This is a genomic window from Acinetobacter sp. ANC 4178 (genome assembly GCF_004331175.1).
Classification (GTDB): Bacteria; Pseudomonadota; Gammaproteobacteria; order Pseudomonadales; family Moraxellaceae; genus Acinetobacter.
This window is the reverse complement of sequence record NZ_SJOD01000001.1, coordinates 553,880-572,259: the sequence shown is the minus strand read 5'-3', so window position 1 is coordinate 572,259 and position 18,380 is coordinate 553,880. Positions and strand designations below refer to the sequence as shown.

Here is an 18,380-nt window from a genome sequence, read left to right as displayed (position 1 = left end):
ATAGGAACGCTCATGTTTAAGACTGTATTAATTGCCAACCGTGGTGAGATTGCTGTACGCGCAATACGTACCTTAAAAAAATTAGGAATCACCAGTGTGGCGGTGTATTCGGACAGTGACCGTTATGCGCAGCACGTTCAAGATGCCGATCTTGCAGTGGACTTACAAGGAACCAAACCTGCTGAGACCTACTTATCGATTGAAAAATTAATTGCTGCTGCTAAACAAACAGGTGCTGAAGCAATTTTCCCAGGCTATGGTTTTTTGTCTGAAAGTGCTGAATTTGCACAAGCCTGTGAAGCCAACCATATTGCTTTTATGGGGCCAACTGCCGAACAGATTTTGGAATTTGGTCTGAAACATCGTGCGCGTGAATTGGCGGCTGCTGCACATGTCCCAATGACACCGGGGACAGGTTTGCTCAATAGTTTAGAAGAAGCATTGATTGCTGCGGCAGAAATTGGTTATCCAATTATGCTGAAAAGCACCGCAGGAGGCGGCGGCATTGGTTTAACCCGCTGTGATACGCCTGAAGCACTGCAAGATGCTTATGCCAGTGTCAAACGTTTAGGTGAACAATTTTTTAAAGATGCAGGCGTGTTTTTAGAACGTTTTGTCGATAAAGCCCGTCACGTTGAAGTCCAGATTTTTGGCGATGGCTTGGGTCAAGTAGTGGCATTAGGTGAGCGTGATTGCTCATTGCAGCGCCGTAACCAGAAAGTGGTGGAGGAAACACCCGCTGCATTATTGCCTGAAGCGACGCGTCAGAAGTTGCATCAAGCGGCAGTAGAACTGGGTGCTTCGGTGAATTATCGTAGCGCGGGCACCGTCGAGTTTATTTATGATGCTGCGCGTGATGAATTTTATTTCTTGGAAGTCAATACTCGTCTACAAGTCGAACATCCTGTGACAGAGATGGTAACAGGGCTGGATTTAATTGAATGTATGCTCAAAGTGGCTGCGGGAGATGGTTTAGATTGGGAAAAATTGCAGAATATTCAGCCGCAAGGTGCTGCGATTGAAGTGCGTATTTATGCTGAAGACCCAGTTAAAAATTTCCAGCCAAGTCCGGGAGTATTAACTGAAGTTTATTTTCCTGAACACGCTCGTGTAGATACATGGGTGGCGACGGGCACAGAAATTTCACAATACTTTGACCCGATGATTGCCAAAATCATTGTGCATGCGGAAGACCGTGAACAAGCGATTGCAAAATTACAGCAAGTGCTGAGTGAAACACGCCTTAACGGTATCAGTACCAACTTGGATTATACCCGTGCAGTCATTGCCGATAAGCGTTTTGCCGAGATGAACATTTGGACACGGATGTTAGATGATTTTACTTATGTGCCAAAAGTAATTGAAGTTTTGCAGCCGGGAACTTTAAGCTCGATTCAAGATTATCCGGGACGGACAGGGTATTGGGATATTGGTGTGCCCCCGTCAGGTCCAATGGATGATTATGCTTTCCAATTAGGAAATAAGATTGTCGGCAATCCACAAAATGCAGCAGGATTTGAGTTCACTCTATTGGGACCTACACTCAAGTTCCATGCGGCAACTACAGTCGCTTTAACAGGTGCACCATGTGCCGTAACTTTGGATGATCAGCCTGTTGCATTTTGGTCAGCGATTCAGGTGAAGGCGGGGCAGGTGCTTAAACTGGGTCAAGTTGAGTCGGGATGTCGAACGTATTTGGCTGTACGTCATGGTTTGGATGTCCCACTATATTTGGGCAGTCGTGCAACTTTTGCTTTAGGTAACTTTGGCGGACATGCAGGGCGTACATTACGTACTGGAGATATGATTAAACTGGTTGATCCTGATATGCCACATGCTGGGTTAACTTTGGCGGCAGCAGAGCCTCAAGATCTCGCACTTGATTTAATTCCAAGTTATGGACGTGAATGGAAAATTGGTGTGCTTTACGGTCCGCATGGCGCTCCTGATTTTTTTAAAGCAGAATATATTGAAGAGTTTTTCCAAACCGAATGGACAGTACATTTTAACTCGAACCGTTTAGGGGTTCGTCTATCGGGTCCTACACCAAGTTGGGCACGTGAAAATGGTGGTGAAGCAGGCTTACATCCCTCCAATGTACATGACTGTGAATATGCAATTGGGGCAATTAACTTCACGGGGGATTTTCCTGTGATCTTGGCAAAAGATGGTCCGAGTCTGGGTGGTTTTGTTTGCCCCGTGACGATTGCCAAAGCTGAGCTGTGGAAAGTGGGGCAATTAAAAGCTGATGATAAAATTAGTTTTTACCCGATGACAGTCGAACAAGCCAATGCTTTAGAACGTCAGCAAATAGAACAGATTGAAAACTTTGCTGTGGAACAAAAGGTTGCAGAAATTCCAGAAGCAGTCGAAATTGGCAGCACCATTCTGGCTTTACGAGAGGAAACAGCAACTACACCAAAAGCAATCTACCGACAGGCAGGCGACAGCTATATTCTGCTGGAATATGGTGAAAATGTATTAGATTTGGCGCTGCGTTTACGCGTGCACCAATTGATGCAAATGATTCGTAGCGCGAACCAAGCAGGCATTTTAGAACTGTCACCTGGGGTGCGTTCACTGCAAATTAAATATGATGGTCTGGTGATTTCACAGCCGCAATTGATTGCACATTTACTGGAGTTGGAATCTGCAATGGGAGATTTAAGCCAGTTAAAAATTCCATCACGGATTGTGCATTTACCGATGGCATTTGAGGACAGTGCGACTTTGGGTGCTGTGGAACGCTATCAGGAAAGTGTTTGTGCCAAAGCACCGTGGTTGCCCAACAATGTCGACTTTATTCAACGGATTAATGGCTTAGACAGTCGTGAACAAGTCCGCGACATTATTTTCGATGCCAATTACTTGGTACTAGGCTTAGGCGATGTCTATCTGACTGCACCTTGTGCGGTGCCAATTGATCCGCGCCATCGTTTACTCAGTTCAAAATATAACCCCGCGCGTACTTTTACTGCGGAAGGTACGGTGGGTATTGGCGGTATGTACATGTGTATTTATGGCATGGACTCACCGGGCGGTTATCAATTGGTGGGGCGTACCTTGCCGATCTGGAATAAGTTTAAACAAAACAAACAATTTGGCGATAAACAATGGTTCTTACAGTTCTTCGATCAAATTAAATTCTTCCCTGTGACAGAAGCAGAATTGAATCAATGGCGGACCGACTTTGCACATGGTGTGGCACAGATTCAAATTGAAGAAACTGAGTTTGATTTTGCCAGTTATACCCAATTTTTACAGGACGAAGCAGAAAGTATTGCAGCATTCAAGCAACAGCAGCAGCAAGCTTTTGGTGCCGAAGTCGGGCGTTGGAAAGAGGAACACAGTACGCAACCCGAAGAAATTGTTCAGCAACAGTTCGACGACTTTAGTGATTTCTTGGCTGTGAATGCTTCGATGACAGGCAATATCTGGAAAATTTTTGTTGAGTCTGGTCAGGAGATTAAAAAAGGTGAAACTGTTGCTATTATTGAAGCCATGAAAATGGAGTTACCGGTGTACGCGACGGAAGATGGCATTGTCAAAGCGGTCATTTGCCGTGCGGGACAAACCGTACACAGCGGAGAACCTTTGGTGTATATGGAATAGAGTTGAGTATAGGAAATGAAAAGCGCGACAAGTAAAAGCGCAGACAATTTGTCCGCGCTGGTGTATCAACGCATTAAGAACGATATCTTTGATTTCAAATTAATGCCCGGTGAGCGTTTTACTGAGTCCGAAGTTGCACAAGCTTATGAGGTCAGCCGAACGCCAATTCGGCAAGCCTTGTATCGCTTACAACAAGAAGGCTATGTCGAGGTCAGTTTCCGTAGTGGTTGGCAAGTCCGACCACTAAACTTCCGCTATTATGAAGAGCTGTATGATGTGCGGATTGTGTTGGAAAAAGATGCCATTTATAAGTTATCGCAGCAAGATTGTGAGCAATCCAGTGAATTGGCAAGACTAAAAGCCATCTGGATGGTGGAACCGCAAGATTATTTGAATGACATAAAGCAACTCTCGCAACTGGATGAAGATTTTCATTGTGCTTTGGTGCGTGCAGCAGGCAATAATGAGATGGTGCGGATTCACCGCGACTTGAGTGAAAAAATACGGATTATTCGCCGTTTAGATTTTTCTAAACAGTATCGTATTGAAGCCACATATCAGGAACATCAACATATTTTAAAACTGATTTTTGAGCAGAAAACTGAACAAGCAATCGCGGCAATTGCCACCCATATTCAGCAAAGCCGAGATGAGGTGAAAAAGATCACTTTGCACATGTTGGATCCGAGCCAGTTTATTTAACGCCGTATTCAAAATCAGTTTAAAAACAGATTCGACCGCATACAAGTTGGTAAGATGGACATGCAGCGAAGGTGAAGATTTTGTTATACTATTACATTCATCTTCACCTTACGTTTGGCTTGTGAGCATCTCATTTTGAAACTGTTGACCCCGCAAAAATCCGTGCCTACCCACATTATTTCTGGATTTTTAGGTGCAGGAAAAACCACATTACTGAATAGCCTATTGGCGCAAAAGCCTGAAGGTGAAATCTGGGCTGTGCTGATGAATGAGTTTGGTCAAATAGGGGTGGATCAAAACCTGCTTCCACAAGCCGAAGGTTATGCGGTAAAGGAGCTTTTAGGTGGTTGTTTGTGTTGCAGCAGTCAATTGCCCATGCAAATTGCGCTATCTCGGTTATTGTCTGAAACTCAACCTGATCGTTTATTTATAGAACCGACAGGTTTGGGGCATCCAGCTCAACTGTTAGAGCAACTGACCGAACCGCATTGGCAAAGCCAAATTCAGATGCGTGCTTTAGTTACGGTGGTGGATGGTTCGCGTTTGCATGAAAAAGAATGGGTAAAACAAAACCTGTATGCCGATCAGTTGAAAGCCGCACAAATTGTGGTGATTTCACATACTGAACAGATGCAAGCGGCAGATGAACAGGCTTTACAACAGTTGCAGCAGGAATATCTGGCTTATGCTCAGACATGGTTAAAACCTGCATTGGCGCAACTCCAACTGGCAGAAATTGATTTGCCATATCAAGGTGTGCAACGCAAAATCCAGCCATTAATTCAAATTCAGAAACAGTACAGTCATGAGTCGGCATTACCTGAAATTAAGCAATTACCTTATCATTATGTAGAAACTGCGCAGGGTTATAGTATTGCTGGGTGGAAGTTTTCCAAGCGTTGGCAATTTGATTTCTACGATTTACTAGACTTGTTATGCGAACAACAGCAGTGGCTTAGAATCAAAGGTATTTTTAATACCAATCAAGGCTGGAAAAGTTTTAATTTCAATCCGAATCAATTTAATTATCAGTCTGCACCTGAAAATGTCGATAACCGTATTGAAGTGATTGTACAAACTGAACGAGATTGGGCGTTATTCGAAACTCAGTTACTTGCCTGTCGTATAGATATGGAAACGGATTAAAACTGTTCAGCAAAACTGTGTTAAATCTTATATGCTAGGCGCCAAATTTGAGGAACATTTCATGGCGCTAAAAGCAACAATTTATAAGGCAGATTTAAATATTGCCAACATGGATACTCACCAATATGGTGATTATCAACTTACCATGGCATTGCATCCATCCGAAACGATTGAACGTTTGATGGTTCGAATTTTGGCATTTGCACGTTACGCGAGCGAACAGTTGGAATTTACCAAAGATCTATTTGAAACTGATGAACCTGCACTCTGGGAAAAAGACCTAACAGGGCAGTTGGTATATTGGATTGAAGTTGGCTCTCCTGATGAAGATAAAGTCAAAAAAGCCAGCGCACGTTGTAAGTCGGTTGCCGTGGTGACTTATGGTACAGCTGTGGAAGAATGGTATAAGCGTAATAGCAAATTAAAAACCCTCAGCAATGTTGAAGTTTGGCAGTTAACACCAGCGACCACTGAAGCTATCCAGCAATTGTGCGAACGCACCATGCACTTGCAGTTGAATGTAATGGATGGCGAATGGACATTGATTGGTGACACTGCCCAAGCTCAAATTGAGTGGATTCAGTTAAAGTAAAGATAAGTCTGTTTGAAGAGGAATGAACATGTCAAATGAATTAGAAATTATTGATTTAGTGGTAGGCGAAGGCAAAGAAGCAGTGAAAGGTGCATTAATTACTACGCATTATACGGGTTGGTTAGAAGACGGAACAAAATTCGATTCTTCACTTGACCGTGGCAACTACTTTGAATGTGTGATTGGTACGGGCCGTGTGATTAAAGGCTGGGATCAAGGTATTATGGGTATGAAAGTGGGCGGGAAACGTAAACTGATTGTACCTGCGCATTTAGCCTATGGTGAGCGTAAAATGGGCAATGTTATTCCAGCCAACTCGAATTTAATTTTTGAAATTGAACTCTATGACGTGAAAACACGTGACTAATAATATTTGAAAAATAAACCATAGCATGTTTGGGAAAAAGCGTGCTATGGTTAAACTTGCTACTGAAAATAAACGTTTTTTAGTGCATTCTATTTTATATTAAAAATCAAATTCGCGAATAAGGGATAAACGCGACTTGAAGATAAAAATATTTAAGCCATATGCGATATTACATTTTATCCTTTATGCGCTGACATGCTTCATGTTGCTCTTACAGCAATCCAGTTGGGCACTGTATGAACCAGTTCCCAAGTCTTATTACGCGCATCAAAAGAATATTAACTCGGTCACATTTGAAGAAAATACGACTACGTATTTGTCAGGACAATGGCAGTATTATCCAAAACAATTGTTGCAAACAGCAACGCCAACCCGTCCATCTAGAACCGTGATTTTACCGATTTCTTTTAAAGAAATGGGTTATCCGCAAAATACTTATGGAACTTTTGTCGGTCATTTTAAGATACCGAAAGAATTTATCGGACGACGTATTTCTATTTGGATTCCAAATCAATACGGTGCCTACCGTGTGTATTTAAATGGTGATTTTCTCTTAAGGCTCGGAGAGGTTGGCACTACAACCCAAACCCATAAAACTGAAAATGCACCACGCTTTGCTTATTTCATTGCCGAGAATGAATATTTTACTGTCACCATGCAGGTGTCGAGTTTTCAGAGTTTACATGGCGGTTTAGAAAATCCAATGCGAATTGGGTTGAGTAAAACAGTGAACCGCCAGTTCCAACAATTAATGATGAGCATTGCCGGCGTATGCGGTGCAGTCATTGGTGTTGGTGTATTCACCATATTATTTGCCTTTTTTCGCGGAGTCAGACATAGCCAAAGCCAAGGCTTTTTGGTGTTTGGTATTTTTATTATTTTTTTAGCCTTACACAATTTATTTTCTGCACCTTATGTTTATACGGTGTTCACCAATATTGATTGGTTATGGGGAACACGGCTCGAATATATTTTTACCTATCTATCAGCATTTTTCTTTATCAATTATATGTTTTTACTCAATCAGCGTTATTTGCATCCCACTGTTTTTACCATAGCTGTATTTGTATTGAGTTTTGACATTGTAATTACCTGTTTATCCATGCCTGACGTCTTTGAAAAATTAGCATTTTATAGTTTTCTATTGGGAATTATTGTGGTGCTGAACTTCGCGTATGGGTTCTATCAAACCGTCAACAGGCATGAACCATATTCCACCATTAATTTATGGGCAGTGGTGTTGTTGTGTGTCACTTTTCTGCATGATTTTTTACTGAGTTTAAATTGGATTGATTCGGTTAATTTATCCTTCGCTTCGACCAGCTTTTATGCCTTTTTAATTATGGTGCAACAATCTAAGAATTATGCGTATCACTCCGATCGAATTGAGAAGTTGAATAATAATTTATTGGAACTGAATTCCTCACTGGATCAAAAAGTAAAAGAACGCACTGTACAACTTAGTGAATTAAATGAAAGGTTGGAATTACAGGCGAAAACAGATGCCCTAACAGGAGCTTTTAACCGCCGTGCCTTGAATTCAGAAATTCAGCGTCAGTTTAATGAAACGGCTCAGCAGCATAATGCAGTATTGGCATTTGCGATGTTAGATGTTGATTATTTTAAAACTTATAATGATTACTACGGACATCTCAAAGGCGATGAAATCCTGCAAAAATTGGTGCAGGTGATTCAAAATAATTTACCCGAACACGCCTATTTAGCACGTTACGGCGGTGAGGAGTTTGCAGTCATATTACGGAATATGCCTGTGGTGGTGGTGGAAAAATCATTACAGCATTTGCTTTATATTATTCGTCAGCATCAGTTCGAGCATATGAGCCGTGGGGATCATAAACGATACGTCACTGTGAGTATTGGTGCTGCCTATATGGATCGAAATCGCCCTTATCATGATATTCATGAACTCATGAAAGTTGCAGATCAGCAGCTTTATCTCGCCAAGAATGCAGGGCGAGATCAACTGAGAATGTAAAGGACTAAATATATTTAATCATGGGGATGGTGTGTTGCTCTGGAGTGGCATAAGCTCGGATTTGGAAACCATGCTTTTGGTAAAACGATATCGCAGTTTGGGTACTATCGAGGGTAATTTGTTGCAAGTTTTTCAATTTTAAATGGGAAATGGCGCTGTTGAGCAAGGCAGAACCAATCCCCTGATGCTGCATTTCTGGTAGCGTATAATTCAGCAATATTTTTCCAGTGTCACTGACCATAATAAAGCCAACAGTCCGTTGATTGATGCTATAAATCCAACTGTCGTTATAATGCATCCATAACAATAAATGACTATGCGTTTTATTTTCCAACCAAGCCTGAATTTTACTTTCCACACGCTGATGATCTTGTACACAGGAGCGAATACTTTCCTGCAATACATGAAGAATCTCAGGAATATCCTGAATTTTTGCTGCCCTAATCATTGTTTGTTCTTATTTCCTGAAAACAGGCTTATTTCATGTGAATTCATGACATTGGAACAGTAGAGATTTGTTGCTTTTTTTGTGTGTTTTAGGGGGAGTCTTTTAATAAAAAGTAGTTATGGAGTTTGATATAAATCACAAATTTGAATGAACTGTATATTCATTTAACTGATTTTAAAGATAATTGGATTAGCCCAAAATATAAAACAGCGTATGATATAAGTGACCGTAATGCTGAAAATATGCCTGAATAGGTGGACAATATGTTTAAAATTATTGTTTTGTGTTTATTAGGCTTTGTCCTGACAGCAGCGTGGCAGATTTTTATTAAAGTCAAAGTGACTGAAAAGTATCGTGCTCGCTATTTTTCTAAAACCCACCCTGAAGATGCTCAAACGGAGCGAATTGAAACCAAAGTCACAAAAAGCAAGGTCATCGAAATTGAATATTATGATCAGGTTCTTTTTGATGATGCAGTTCAACTGTTTTTTGAGCAAAATATCCATATTCGTGACATTCAAGCCGCGGAAGAAATTCAACATAATCTACTTAAAAAATTACCTGCCAAAGCGTTAACCCAAATTCGCAAGTTAGATCTGAATGAGTGGTCGATTTATTGGAATTTCTATGACCAGTCACTCGAATATTATGTTGGAAAGTATGGCGTGTTTTGTAGCCATGTTGATCGGAATGGGGCAGAACATAAGTCTGAGTTTAAAATGACCCCTGAAGCGAAAGAATTAGTCTCCTAAAGACCAGAAAAAGTTTTAAAGCTGACCCACTTCACTCATTTTATTGTAACTTGCGTTCTGCGAAAAACTTCTCATAATGTGCCATCGGTTTTTAAAGTGAATCATTGATGTCTGGACTGGAAATTTTTGCTGTCATCATCAGCGTGATTGGCGTAGCGTTAACAATTAAACGCAACATGTGGTGTTGGTGGTTTAACTTTCTCGCCTTTGTTTTATACGCTTATTTGTTTTATACCTTTAAATTATATGGGGAAACGATTTTACAGTTTTTCTTTATGGTGGTGAATTTCTACGGTTTTTATCATTGGTTTAAAGGTAAGCAACAAGACCATGATATTCGTATTGAACCCATTAAACTCAGCACTGTAATTTGGCAAATATTGTTGGCTGCACTGGCTGGATTGGCTTTTGGCTTAAGTCTAAAATTCTGGACAGATGCAGCGGTGCCGATGTTAGATGCACAATTGGCAGCATTTAGCTTATTGGCAACCTATTGGACCAGTCGCAAGCATATTGCGACATGGGTGCTGTGGGTATTTGTCGATATTGTATATGTCGGGATGTTTATTTATAAAGATTTGTTCTTGACTGCAGGTTTATATGCAGCCTTTGTTGGCTTAGCCGCTTTTGGTTGGTGGCAATGGATTCAAGTCCAGAAAAAACAACAATTGGCAGGCACGAAATCTGCATAGCACTGTTGGGGGCAAGAGGATGTTGATCCATTTTAATCAAGCCAAGTTACAGCAGTTTGATGAACTTGCCCACAAGATTATTCAAAATCCAGAACAATATTTACAATTTGATTCAGTTGCTGACTTTTATCAAGCCACTTGGTTGGACCTTTTTCCTCAAGGGACAACTTGGGCTGCAACAGGTTTAGATGATGGTGCGACTGAATTTTATGCCATCATTCAATTTCAACAGCATTTTTTAAAGATTAATTGTTTATCAGAAATCAGTGCAACTTTTGGCATTTCGAATGGGTAAAACAAAAAATAGGTCAATGACAGCTTAAACAGAATTGACTTTAATTGGCCATGATATCAACGTATAGTGAACGTTGTTTTGTAATAACATACTTGCACTTTCCAACAGGACAAAACAAAAAAAGAAGGAGCCGTCATGGCACATCAGTTTATTGTCAATGCAACCATACAGGGTGTATCTCTAGAAGAATTTAAACGTTTAGCCGCAGATATTAGTCTGCATGAACAAGTTTGCCGTCGAATTCCGGGTGAACATTTAGAAATTTTGGAATCAAGAAAAGTAGGGGACATTTACACCCTTAAACGTGCCTATAATTTAGATGTAAATATTCCAGACATTGCCAAAAAACTATTAAAAGATGCATTCCGCTTACACCGTACAGATATTAGCAATCTCGAAGCGATGACTTCTACCGTAGATTTAGGTGCGAATTTACCTTTACATGCCAGTTGCAATCGTTCAGTCAAAGGCTCAGATCAGCATGTTGAATTTCAATTGGAATGGACGGTTAAAGTGAAAGTCCCTTTAATCGGTGGATTGTTAGAAAAACACGCCGAGAGTGAAATTCGTAAGTTCAGTGAAATCGAATTGACGATTGTTGAAGATGAATTAAAAAAGAATTTAATCGTTTAAGCTGACTTTGAGTTGAGCTGAAAGCCAAGGGCGCCATTGTATGGCGCCCTTGCTATTTCAGGTGATTCGGCTTGATTTAGCTAGATATGAAAATCCTTAGCTTTTTAACTTCGCCAGTGCTTTCTTAAGGGGCAGTTTATCTGTGGCAAAGCCATAAATTGCCGCAAACGGTAGTGCAGTTCGTGCCAAGTAAGCTACACGCCATAATCCACCATGATTGGCACCCTGCATCATCAACTCTAACGGATGATCCATAACGGTCTCTGGATTTGCGACTGATTCAGGGTTACGTAAATCATGAATCCAGAGTGCCGCCATAATGGCATTGGTTGTTTCGGGCTTAAAAGCTTCAACATCAAATAAACTTGCACCATTAAATGCGGCTTTGAGTAGCGGATTTTTGGTCACTGAGTGCGTAGTGGTCGATGGTGCAATGTTAATACTCACACGTTGACCTTCATGGCGGGCTAAAGTGGCACGCCATTGCTGAATTCGTTTCGCCAACGCATAGTTTGGACCTTGTTCAATCACTAGGCAGTCTGCAATTCCATAAGCTTGACCATTGTCAGAAGTAATCAAGTCATGTAAGTTTTTCTGGAAAAAATGCTTTAACGATGCTGTTGCCACGCCCTTGGTCAGCAACTTCTGAATTTGCGAGCGATAACGGAATTTGTCTGCTGAAGACTCAACCACCTCTTTGGGTACAGCATAGACATCAGTCGGCGTACACATAAACATTAAGCTGGTATCGGCTTTGTGCTCACTAACGACTTTCATAATACTGTCCATCGCCATTGCAACACGGACATGTTTTTCACCATCAAGATAAGCAATTGCTGCCAAATCCAGTTGATGTTCGCTTTGTAATAGCCATTGTGCAATTTCAGGGGTTTGAGTCAGTAAATTTGCCCCAAGTTTGGCACTGAGTTCACGAGTTGGTGTTTGATCTGGAAGCGATGTCTGACTTGGTGCATACAAGGTCGCATTACCATTTTGAATGGTATTCAGAATTTTTTGCCAAACTTTGCTGTTGGGTAAATCCACAGCCACAATATTGGCTTTCCATTTGGACAGCCACGTGAGTGGACCTGCTTCAGAACCAGCACCGAATAGTACCATAGTACGATCAGAAAGATCAAACCATTCAGGGTGTGCATTGGCTAAACGCAAGGCATCCGCATGAGAAGGTTCAATAATGCCGTCATCTTCCCATTTTTGAACTTGCGCAAGTAAAGCTTCGCCTTTGAGGTTTTGACCATGATAGGGAATATACCATTCAGGCTCAGCTTGGCTTTCACCTGTGAGTTGAACAGTATGTAACTGAGCTAAGGGCACATCCATCATGTCTTTTAATAAATAACGTTGACCATTACGGTAAAACTCAAAACTATGTTGAGCTTTATGCAGACCTTGTTTTGCAATGCTAATCGGATTGCTGCAATTGCGAATTCCATGTTCGACTAAGGCTTTAAAGTACTTTGGATAGTTTTTACGCCATTTCTTTTCTTTGAGCACTTGCTGGGCAGATTGATTGTCTACAATCGATAATGCCTCAGCAATAATTTCCTTGCCTGTGCGTGTTGTACTTGGTTTTTGAGTATCGGGTTGAACAGGGAACTGTAGACCCTCTAAAGAGCTGGACATGCAAAAAATCTCGTCTGATAACAGTATTAATATACAGATGTATTCATTATCTATGCCAAATTAAAGTTTGGGGTGGCATTAACTACCAATTTATGCCTCAAGCGTCTAAAGTTTTAAACTCATCAGGGAAATGCTTGGAAGAGTGTTCACTAATTTGCATAGGTTGAGGGAAGTGAGTCGAGATTGTTTGGTGCTGTCAGTCTGGCAATCGGCTGACAGCCAAAGGAAAAAATCAATTTAATGTATGACTAGCAACGGCCTTTCTTGGCTTGACCAGGTGGGCAGAAATCACCACCATGCTCGTAGTGGCCTAAGTTTCCATTGGGATCAACAACAATACTGCCTTCGCGTGTATGTACAGCACAAGCCGTTAGGGTATTTAAGCTGAGACAAGTTGCAATAATCATGAGAAATTTATACATGTATTAATTCTCCGTATTCTATTGTTTTAAGCTTAATTTTAGTGAAGTCGCTTTCTTGTTACGATTTATTTTGTGTAAAAGTTGAGATGAGATAAAAATTTATTTAAGAAAAGAAGAGAGAAGGGGCAGAGACTGTTAAGGTCTTCGCCCCTTTATTAATGACATAAAGCCTGCATTCAACATATTTAAAATGGCAGTTGAGTCAGTTTATTGAAGAAGTGTGGAATTAAACGAGGTTCAAGTAAAATGGTTACAACCACGCCATATGCTGCCCCCCACAAGTGCGCACTATGGTTAATATGTGAGTTGCCTCGTTTCCCTGACCAAATGCTGTAAGCGATATAAAGCACCGCAAAAATAATGGCAGGTACAGGAATAAAGAATACAAAAATCAGCTTCCATGGTTCAAACAGGATATAAGCAAACAGAACCGCAGACACGGCACCTGAAGCGCCAAGACTGGCCCATTGAAAGTCATTTTTGTGTTTTAAGTAACTAGGTAAAATGGCAAAAATTAACCCACCCAAATAAAACAGAGCAAAGCCAAGGTCATAAAAGTACTGGCGATAAAAGCTTTCAATAATACTCCCGAAAAAAAACAGGGTAATCATATTGAACAACAGATGAGCACCATCCACATGAACAAAACCGTGTGTGATAAAACGGTCATATTGTCCTTTTTGCATTGCTGGCGGCCAAAAGATCAAGCGACTCATCAATTTCTGATTGGAAAACGCCAGAAGTGAAACCACCACAGTAATGATAATCAGCGCTACAGTATGGTTGAAAGGCAGATTTAGCATATAGAAAAGGTTCAATTTTTAATGACTCAACCTTAATAATGCCATTAATTGTTTAATTGCACAGGACTTTTAGAATAAATCCGACAATTTTAGTTGATTTTTTTTAATTTAGCCGCATCTTCAGTTAAAATGGCGACTTCAGCTAGAGGAAATATTGTTATGTCGACTGAGAACACCAGCACTGCAGTTGCAGAAGAAATTCCAAACTTATTGATTACCCCAACTGCACAAGAGTATTTACGTGATTTATTGGCGAAACAAAATACTCCAGGTATTGGTGTACGTGTTTTTGTGGAACATCCTGGAACACCTCGTGCTGAATGTTGTATGGCATATAGTGCACCTGAAGAAGTTGTGCCAACAGATTATAAGCAAGATTATCCAGATTTCCCTGCCTATGTTGATGCGCCATCTATTCCATATTTATTAGATGCAGTGATTGACTACAACAAAGACCGTTTTGGTGGTCAGTTGACTTTCCGCGCACCAAACTCAAAAGTTCCACGCGTTGGCCCTGATGCTTCTGTCGAAGAGCGTATTACTTATGTTTTACAATCTGAAATCAATCCAGGTTTGGCTGGTCACGGTGGTAACTGTGCATTGGTTGAAGTGGTTGCAGATGAAGAACATGGTTTAACGGCTGTACTTAAATTTGGTGGCGGTTGCCAAGGTTGTTCAGCAATTGATGTGACCTTGAAACAAGGGGTAGAAACGACTTTGAAACAACATGTTCCAGAGTTACAACGTGTGATTGACCAGACGGATCATACCCAAGCAGAAGGTGCATATTTCAAGTAAATACTTGAATGTAATGCATCAGAAACCTCCATAGCATGGAGGTTTTTTTATGGCTGTTTTATACAAAATTACGTGGATTTTAAAGAATAATTAATGGTAATGAGAATTGTTATTAATAATAATTGCATTTATATTTATGTTTGTTACACTCTGAAACCGAAATTTCACGTTTTTTTCTATCTTCCACACTTTTGGGGTATTTGTATGAACAGACGTATTGTCCAATCAGCATTAGCTTTTTCAATTTTGTCGGCTATGAGTGTGATCAGTCATGCTGAAGATTTACAGACAGAACAGCAAACTTCTTCAACTACGCAAATTACGACACAACAGCCAGATTCAACCAAACTTGAAAAAATTGTGTTGACTGCCGAAGAGCAAGTAAAGCAATCCTTAGGGGTATCTATCATTACAGCAGAAGATTTGGATAAGCTTCCTGTAGTGAATGACATTTCTGAATATGTACGTCGTATGCCTGGTGTGAATTTGACAGGTAACAGTGCAACTGGACAACGTGGCAATAACCGCCAAATTGATATTCGTGGTATGGGGCCGGAAAATACCTTAATTTTGATTGATGGTAAGCCTGTTAATTCAAGAAACTCAGTTCGTTATGGTTGGCGTGGTGAACGTGATACGCGTGGAGATTCAAACTGGGTTCCCGCAGATGCAATTGAATCGATTGAAGTGTTACGTGGGCCAGCAGCTGCGCGTTATGGTTCAGGTGCCATGGGTGGTGTGGTCAATATTAAGACCAAGAAAGTGACCAATGAAGTGCATGGTTCAGTTGAGCTTTATACCAATCAGCCAGAAGATTCTAAAGAAGGAGCAACCAATCGTGTTGGCTTTAATCTAAGTGGTCCGATTGTAAAAGATGTATTGTCTTACCGATTGTATGGTAATTACAACCAGACGGATGCAGATGCAGCAGACATTAACCCTGTCACTGAATCAGGAACGCGTGCTGCGGGACGTGAAGGCGTAGAGAATCAAGATATTGCAGGACGACTGGCATGGCAAGTCAATGATCAGCAAACCCTTTTACTCGATATTGCGACAGGTCGACAAGGCAATGAATATACAGGTGATATTCAAAACAGTAACTTTGATGCTGCGGGTATAGGGGGCAGCTTTAGCAATGCAGATTATGTCCGAGGCCTATTGGGTCTAGAAACCAATACCATGTATCGTGACAGTTATGCCTTAACGCATGAAGGAAAATGGGACTGGGGCGATACTAAACTCATCGCACAATACGATAAAACCAAGAATAAACGTATTCCAGAATCCCTTGCTGGTGGGCCAGAAGGGAGTCCAAACTCATTTAATAAAAAGACTTCAACATTAGAGACCTTACGTTTTAATGCAGAAGCTAACATCCCTTTAGAGATTGTTGTTCCTCAAGTTTTAACTGTGGGTGCTGAATGGATCGAAGATGATTTCACCGATCCATCGAGTACAGTACAAACCGATGCTTCAGGACTCATTAACTTATCTGCTGACCGTGAAAGCATGCAATCACGAATTGCTTCTGCTTATATTGAAGATAACTTTAAGGTGACAGATAGTACAGATTTAGTTCTTGGTGTACGTTTCGATGATCATGATAAATCAGGTTCAAATTGGAGTCCAAGTTTAAACATTACCCAAAAACTGGGCGATTACTTTACCTTGAAAGGTGGCATTGCCAAAGCGTATAAAGCGCCAAATATGTATCAAACTTCAGAAGGTTATTTGTTATATACCCGTGGTAATGGTTGCCCAATTAAAGCCACACAAATTTCTCAATGTTATTTAATTGGTAATGCGGATCTAAAACCTGAAACCTCAATTAATAAAGAATTGGGCGTTCAATTTGAAAAAGATATGGTCAATGCCAGCTTAACGTGGTTTAGAAATGATTATGAAAATAAAATCACAGCAGGTGAAACGGTTTTAGCCACTTCAGCAGCGGGTCATAACATTTTACAGTGGGAAAATGTGCCTGAAGCATTGATTCAAGGGCTTGAGGGAAGTGTAACTTTAAGCTTTGATAATGCAAGTTGGACCAATAATGTAACGTATATGATGGATTCGGAGAATAAAAAAACAGGTAATCCGCTGTCAATTGTGCCGAATTACACGATTAACTCCATCTTTAACTATAACGTGACCGATGCCATGGATGTGAACTTTGTATATACCCAGTATGGTCGCCAAAAGCCACGTCAATATGCAGAATCGAATACTGAAAATGGCGCTATGAATGTTACTGCTGTGAAAAGTTATGGTATAGCAGGCATTAATGTAGGCTATAAATTCACGGATCAAATTAGCAGTCGTGTGGGTGTTAGCAATTTGTTTGATGAAAAGTTATTACGTGATAACACAGTGAATCAAACTTATAACGAACCAGGTCGTGCTTATTATGCAAGCCTGAAATATGAGTTTTAAGTTGACTTAAATGTAGAACAAAAAGGCGCTATTCAGCGCCTTTTTTCAAGATTGCTAAGGTACTGTCGGAATAATAGAACTTTTCTAAATAATGACGGGCACGTTGAGTGAGGTAATCTGATTGCAGCATATTCTGAATAATCGGTTCTAACAGATGTTGTAACTGATTTTGGATTAATGCTTCATCAATATTTAAGTCACGAAACAATAAATCAAAACTTCGGTCTTGATTGCGTGCATACCATGCAGAGATACCATCTTTCACTTGCTGTTCTAAGTATTCACTTTGACGTAAGTGATCCCAAATTTCATGACCTAAACCAACTGTTTGAGGCAAGTCATCAACCTCAATATAATTTTTTAAAACATTTAGATTTAAATCTTTGATTTTATGCCATAAATTGGCTTGAAAGTGATAAAGCTTATCGTCATTAAAATGCTGATTTAACACTTGCTCGCTCATTTGACTGAGTTTCTGAATATTTTTCTGCAAATAATGCTGAATCGCTTGATCTAAGTTTGAATCTGTCACACTTTCTAAAACAGATTTCCCCATTTTCATAAAACGAGAAACACCCGGCACATGCTTGACCATCACCGAGTTGTCTAAATAGTCATGAATCGCGTGCTGAATGAGTTGTGTAATCATGGCAGCGAAAGCAGGATTGTTCACTACAGTATGAATTAAACGTTGACGATGCCCACTTTTACTGGCGACGTATTGGGCAATTTTATCGACCGTAAGCACAGGAATCGCATCTGCGATTTTGGTCTGGTCATTTGCAGGGTGCACCAGTGCAAAGCGAATATGCTCTGCAATTTGTTCAATTAAAAAATCACTGGCAGGTGTATTCAATATCTGCTGGTCAATCAATTGATGAATCTGCTCAACAGTCCAAATCTGTTTTAAATTTTGCTTTCTAAGCCAATGATAGAATTCAACAAACTCATTCTTAATGGTATCTGAATGAGTAAATTCATCATTTAAAAATTGCAGATGAGCTTCAATCAGTTGCTCAATCATTGGGTGTTTTTGCATAAAAGT

The 18,380-nt window shown here is 40.5% G+C and carries 17 protein-coding genes; 12 read left to right on the top strand and 5 right to left on the bottom strand.

The genetic code is table 11. The annotated features are described in order from the left end of the window. Window positions 1-12: 12 nt before the first annotated feature. The 6 genes from uca to E0H87_RS02690 all read left to right on the top strand — a co-directional run bounded on the left by uca (window position 13) and on the right by E0H87_RS02690 (window position 8,415). On the top strand, window positions 13-3,612 hold the full coding sequence (gene uca, locus E0H87_RS02715) for an urea carboxylase (RefSeq protein WP_131322164.1): 3,600 nt from the start codon (window positions 13-15) through the stop codon (window positions 3,610-3,612). Between the two features lie 15 nt (window positions 3,613-3,627). Next, window positions 3,628-4,314 (top strand): GntR family transcriptional regulator, encoded by a 687-nt coding sequence (locus E0H87_RS02710; protein WP_131322162.1) that lies wholly within the window; start codon window positions 3,628-3,630, stop codon window positions 4,312-4,314. 135 nt (window positions 4,315-4,449) lie between these two features. Next, window positions 4,450-5,460, top strand: coding sequence for a CobW family GTP-binding protein (locus E0H87_RS02705; RefSeq protein ID WP_131322160.1), 1,011 nt, complete (start codon window positions 4,450-4,452; stop codon window positions 5,458-5,460). Between the two features lie 61 nt (window positions 5,461-5,521). Then, a complete protein-coding gene (locus E0H87_RS02700) occupies window positions 5,522-6,052 on the top strand; it encodes a YaeQ family protein (protein ID WP_131322158.1) in 531 nt (176 codons plus the stop codon). A gap of 28 nt (window positions 6,053-6,080) precedes the next feature. Further along, the gene (locus E0H87_RS02695; protein WP_131322156.1) at window positions 6,081-6,419 is read left to right on the top strand and encodes an FKBP-type peptidyl-prolyl cis-trans isomerase; all 339 of its coding nucleotides are present in this window, start codon (window positions 6,081-6,083) and stop codon (window positions 6,417-6,419) included. A gap of 202 nt (window positions 6,420-6,621) precedes the next feature. Further along, entirely contained in the window at window positions 6,622-8,415 is a 1,794-nt protein-coding gene (locus E0H87_RS02690) for a GGDEF domain-containing protein (RefSeq protein ID WP_131322154.1), read from the top strand. A 4-nt stretch (window positions 8,416-8,419) separates the two neighbouring features. Here the strand turns inward: E0H87_RS02690 and E0H87_RS02685 are convergent, their stop codons facing one another. Beyond that, window positions 8,420-8,863: a GNAT family N-acetyltransferase gene (locus E0H87_RS02685; RefSeq protein WP_131322152.1), complete on the bottom strand. Its 444-nt coding sequence runs from the start codon at window positions 8,861-8,863 to the stop codon at window positions 8,420-8,422. A 263-nt stretch (window positions 8,864-9,126) separates the two neighbouring features. Between E0H87_RS02685 and E0H87_RS02680 the strand changes: the two genes are divergently transcribed. The 4 genes from E0H87_RS02680 to E0H87_RS02665 all read left to right on the top strand — a co-directional run bounded on the left by E0H87_RS02680 (window position 9,127) and on the right by E0H87_RS02665 (window position 11,235). Beyond that, window positions 9,127-9,615, top strand: a complete 489-nt coding sequence (locus E0H87_RS02680; protein ID WP_131322150.1) for a hypothetical protein — start codon at window positions 9,127-9,129, stop codon at window positions 9,613-9,615. A 107-nt stretch (window positions 9,616-9,722) separates the two neighbouring features. Continuing rightward, complete coding sequence (gene pnuC / locus E0H87_RS02675; RefSeq protein ID WP_131322148.1) at window positions 9,723-10,307, top strand: nicotinamide riboside transporter PnuC; 585 nt, start codon at window positions 9,723-9,725, stop codon at window positions 10,305-10,307. A gap of 19 nt (window positions 10,308-10,326) precedes the next feature. Continuing rightward, a complete protein-coding gene (locus E0H87_RS02670) occupies window positions 10,327-10,602 on the top strand; it encodes a hypothetical protein (RefSeq protein WP_131322146.1) in 276 nt (91 codons plus the stop codon). A gap of 135 nt (window positions 10,603-10,737) precedes the next feature. Next, window positions 10,738-11,235: a DUF2505 family protein gene (locus tag E0H87_RS02665; RefSeq protein WP_131322144.1), complete on the top strand. Its 498-nt coding sequence runs from the start codon at window positions 10,738-10,740 to the stop codon at window positions 11,233-11,235. A gap of 96 nt (window positions 11,236-11,331) precedes the next feature. On the opposite strand, the gene E0H87_RS02660 is transcribed toward E0H87_RS02665, so the two are convergent. The 3 genes from E0H87_RS02660 to E0H87_RS02655 all read right to left on the bottom strand — a co-directional run bounded on the left by E0H87_RS02660 (window position 11,332) and on the right by E0H87_RS02655 (window position 14,104). After that, on the bottom strand, window positions 11,332-12,879 hold the full coding sequence (locus tag E0H87_RS02660) for a hypothetical protein (protein WP_131322142.1): 1,548 nt from the start codon (window positions 12,877-12,879) through the stop codon (window positions 11,332-11,334). Between the two features lie 248 nt (window positions 12,880-13,127). Then, window positions 13,128-13,301 (bottom strand): hypothetical protein, encoded by a 174-nt coding sequence (locus E0H87_RS16030; protein WP_165493923.1) that lies wholly within the window; start codon window positions 13,299-13,301, stop codon window positions 13,128-13,130. A 185-nt stretch (window positions 13,302-13,486) separates the two neighbouring features. After that, complete coding sequence (locus tag E0H87_RS02655; RefSeq protein ID WP_131322140.1) at window positions 13,487-14,104, bottom strand: rhomboid family intramembrane serine protease; 618 nt, start codon at window positions 14,102-14,104, stop codon at window positions 13,487-13,489. A gap of 159 nt (window positions 14,105-14,263) precedes the next feature. Between E0H87_RS02655 and nfuA the strand changes: the two genes are divergently transcribed. After that, window positions 14,264-14,902 (top strand): Fe-S biogenesis protein NfuA, encoded by a 639-nt coding sequence (gene nfuA / locus E0H87_RS02650; RefSeq protein ID WP_131322138.1) that lies wholly within the window; start codon window positions 14,264-14,266, stop codon window positions 14,900-14,902. A 204-nt stretch (window positions 14,903-15,106) separates the two neighbouring features. Continuing rightward, window positions 15,107-17,335 (top strand): TonB-dependent siderophore receptor, encoded by a 2,229-nt coding sequence (locus E0H87_RS02645; protein ID WP_131322136.1) that lies wholly within the window; start codon window positions 15,107-15,109, stop codon window positions 17,333-17,335. 28 nt (window positions 17,336-17,363) lie between these two features. Here the strand turns inward: E0H87_RS02645 and E0H87_RS02640 are convergent, their stop codons facing one another. Continuing rightward, the gene (locus E0H87_RS02640) at window positions 17,364-18,374 is read right to left on the bottom strand and encodes a hypothetical protein (RefSeq protein ID WP_131322134.1); all 1,011 of its coding nucleotides are present in this window, start codon (window positions 18,372-18,374) and stop codon (window positions 17,364-17,366) included. Between the last annotated feature and the right edge of the window lie 6 nt (window positions 18,375-18,380).

Coding starts and splice junctions, on each gene's coding strand:
- uca (WP_131322164.1), top strand. CDS start 13: ATGTTTAAGACTGTATTAATTGCCAACCGTGGTGAGATTGCTGTACGC.
- E0H87_RS02710 (WP_131322162.1), top strand. CDS start 3,628: ATGAAAAGCGCGACAAGTAAAAGCGCAGACAATTTGTCCGCGCTGGTG.
- E0H87_RS02700 (WP_131322158.1), top strand. CDS start 5,522: ATGGCGCTAAAAGCAACAATTTATAAGGCAGATTTAAATATTGCCAAC.
- E0H87_RS02695 (WP_131322156.1), top strand. CDS start 6,081: ATGTCAAATGAATTAGAAATTATTGATTTAGTGGTAGGCGAAGGCAAA.
- E0H87_RS02690 (WP_131322154.1), top strand. CDS start 6,622: ATGTTGCTCTTACAGCAATCCAGTTGGGCACTGTATGAACCAGTTCCC.
- E0H87_RS02685 (WP_131322152.1), bottom strand. CDS start 8,863: ATGATTAGGGCAGCAAAAATTCAGGATATTCCTGAGATTCTTCATGTA.
- E0H87_RS02680 (WP_131322150.1), top strand. CDS start 9,127: ATGTTTAAAATTATTGTTTTGTGTTTATTAGGCTTTGTCCTGACAGCA.
- pnuC (WP_131322148.1), top strand. CDS start 9,723: ATGTCTGGACTGGAAATTTTTGCTGTCATCATCAGCGTGATTGGCGTA.
- E0H87_RS02670 (WP_131322146.1), top strand. CDS start 10,327: ATGTTGATCCATTTTAATCAAGCCAAGTTACAGCAGTTTGATGAACTT.
- E0H87_RS02665 (WP_131322144.1), top strand. CDS start 10,738: ATGGCACATCAGTTTATTGTCAATGCAACCATACAGGGTGTATCTCTA.
- E0H87_RS02660 (WP_131322142.1), bottom strand. CDS start 12,879: ATGTCCAGCTCTTTAGAGGGTCTACAGTTCCCTGTTCAACCCGATACT.
- E0H87_RS16030 (WP_165493923.1), bottom strand. CDS start 13,301: ATGTATAAATTTCTCATGATTATTGCAACTTGTCTCAGCTTAAATACC.
- E0H87_RS02655 (WP_131322140.1), bottom strand. CDS start 14,104: ATGCTAAATCTGCCTTTCAACCATACTGTAGCGCTGATTATCATTACT.
- nfuA (WP_131322138.1), top strand. CDS start 14,264: ATGTCGACTGAGAACACCAGCACTGCAGTTGCAGAAGAAATTCCAAAC.
- E0H87_RS02645 (WP_131322136.1), top strand. CDS start 15,107: ATGAACAGACGTATTGTCCAATCAGCATTAGCTTTTTCAATTTTGTCG.
- E0H87_RS02640 (WP_131322134.1), bottom strand. CDS start 18,374: ATGCAAAAACACCCAATGATTGAGCAACTGATTGAAGCTCATCTGCAA.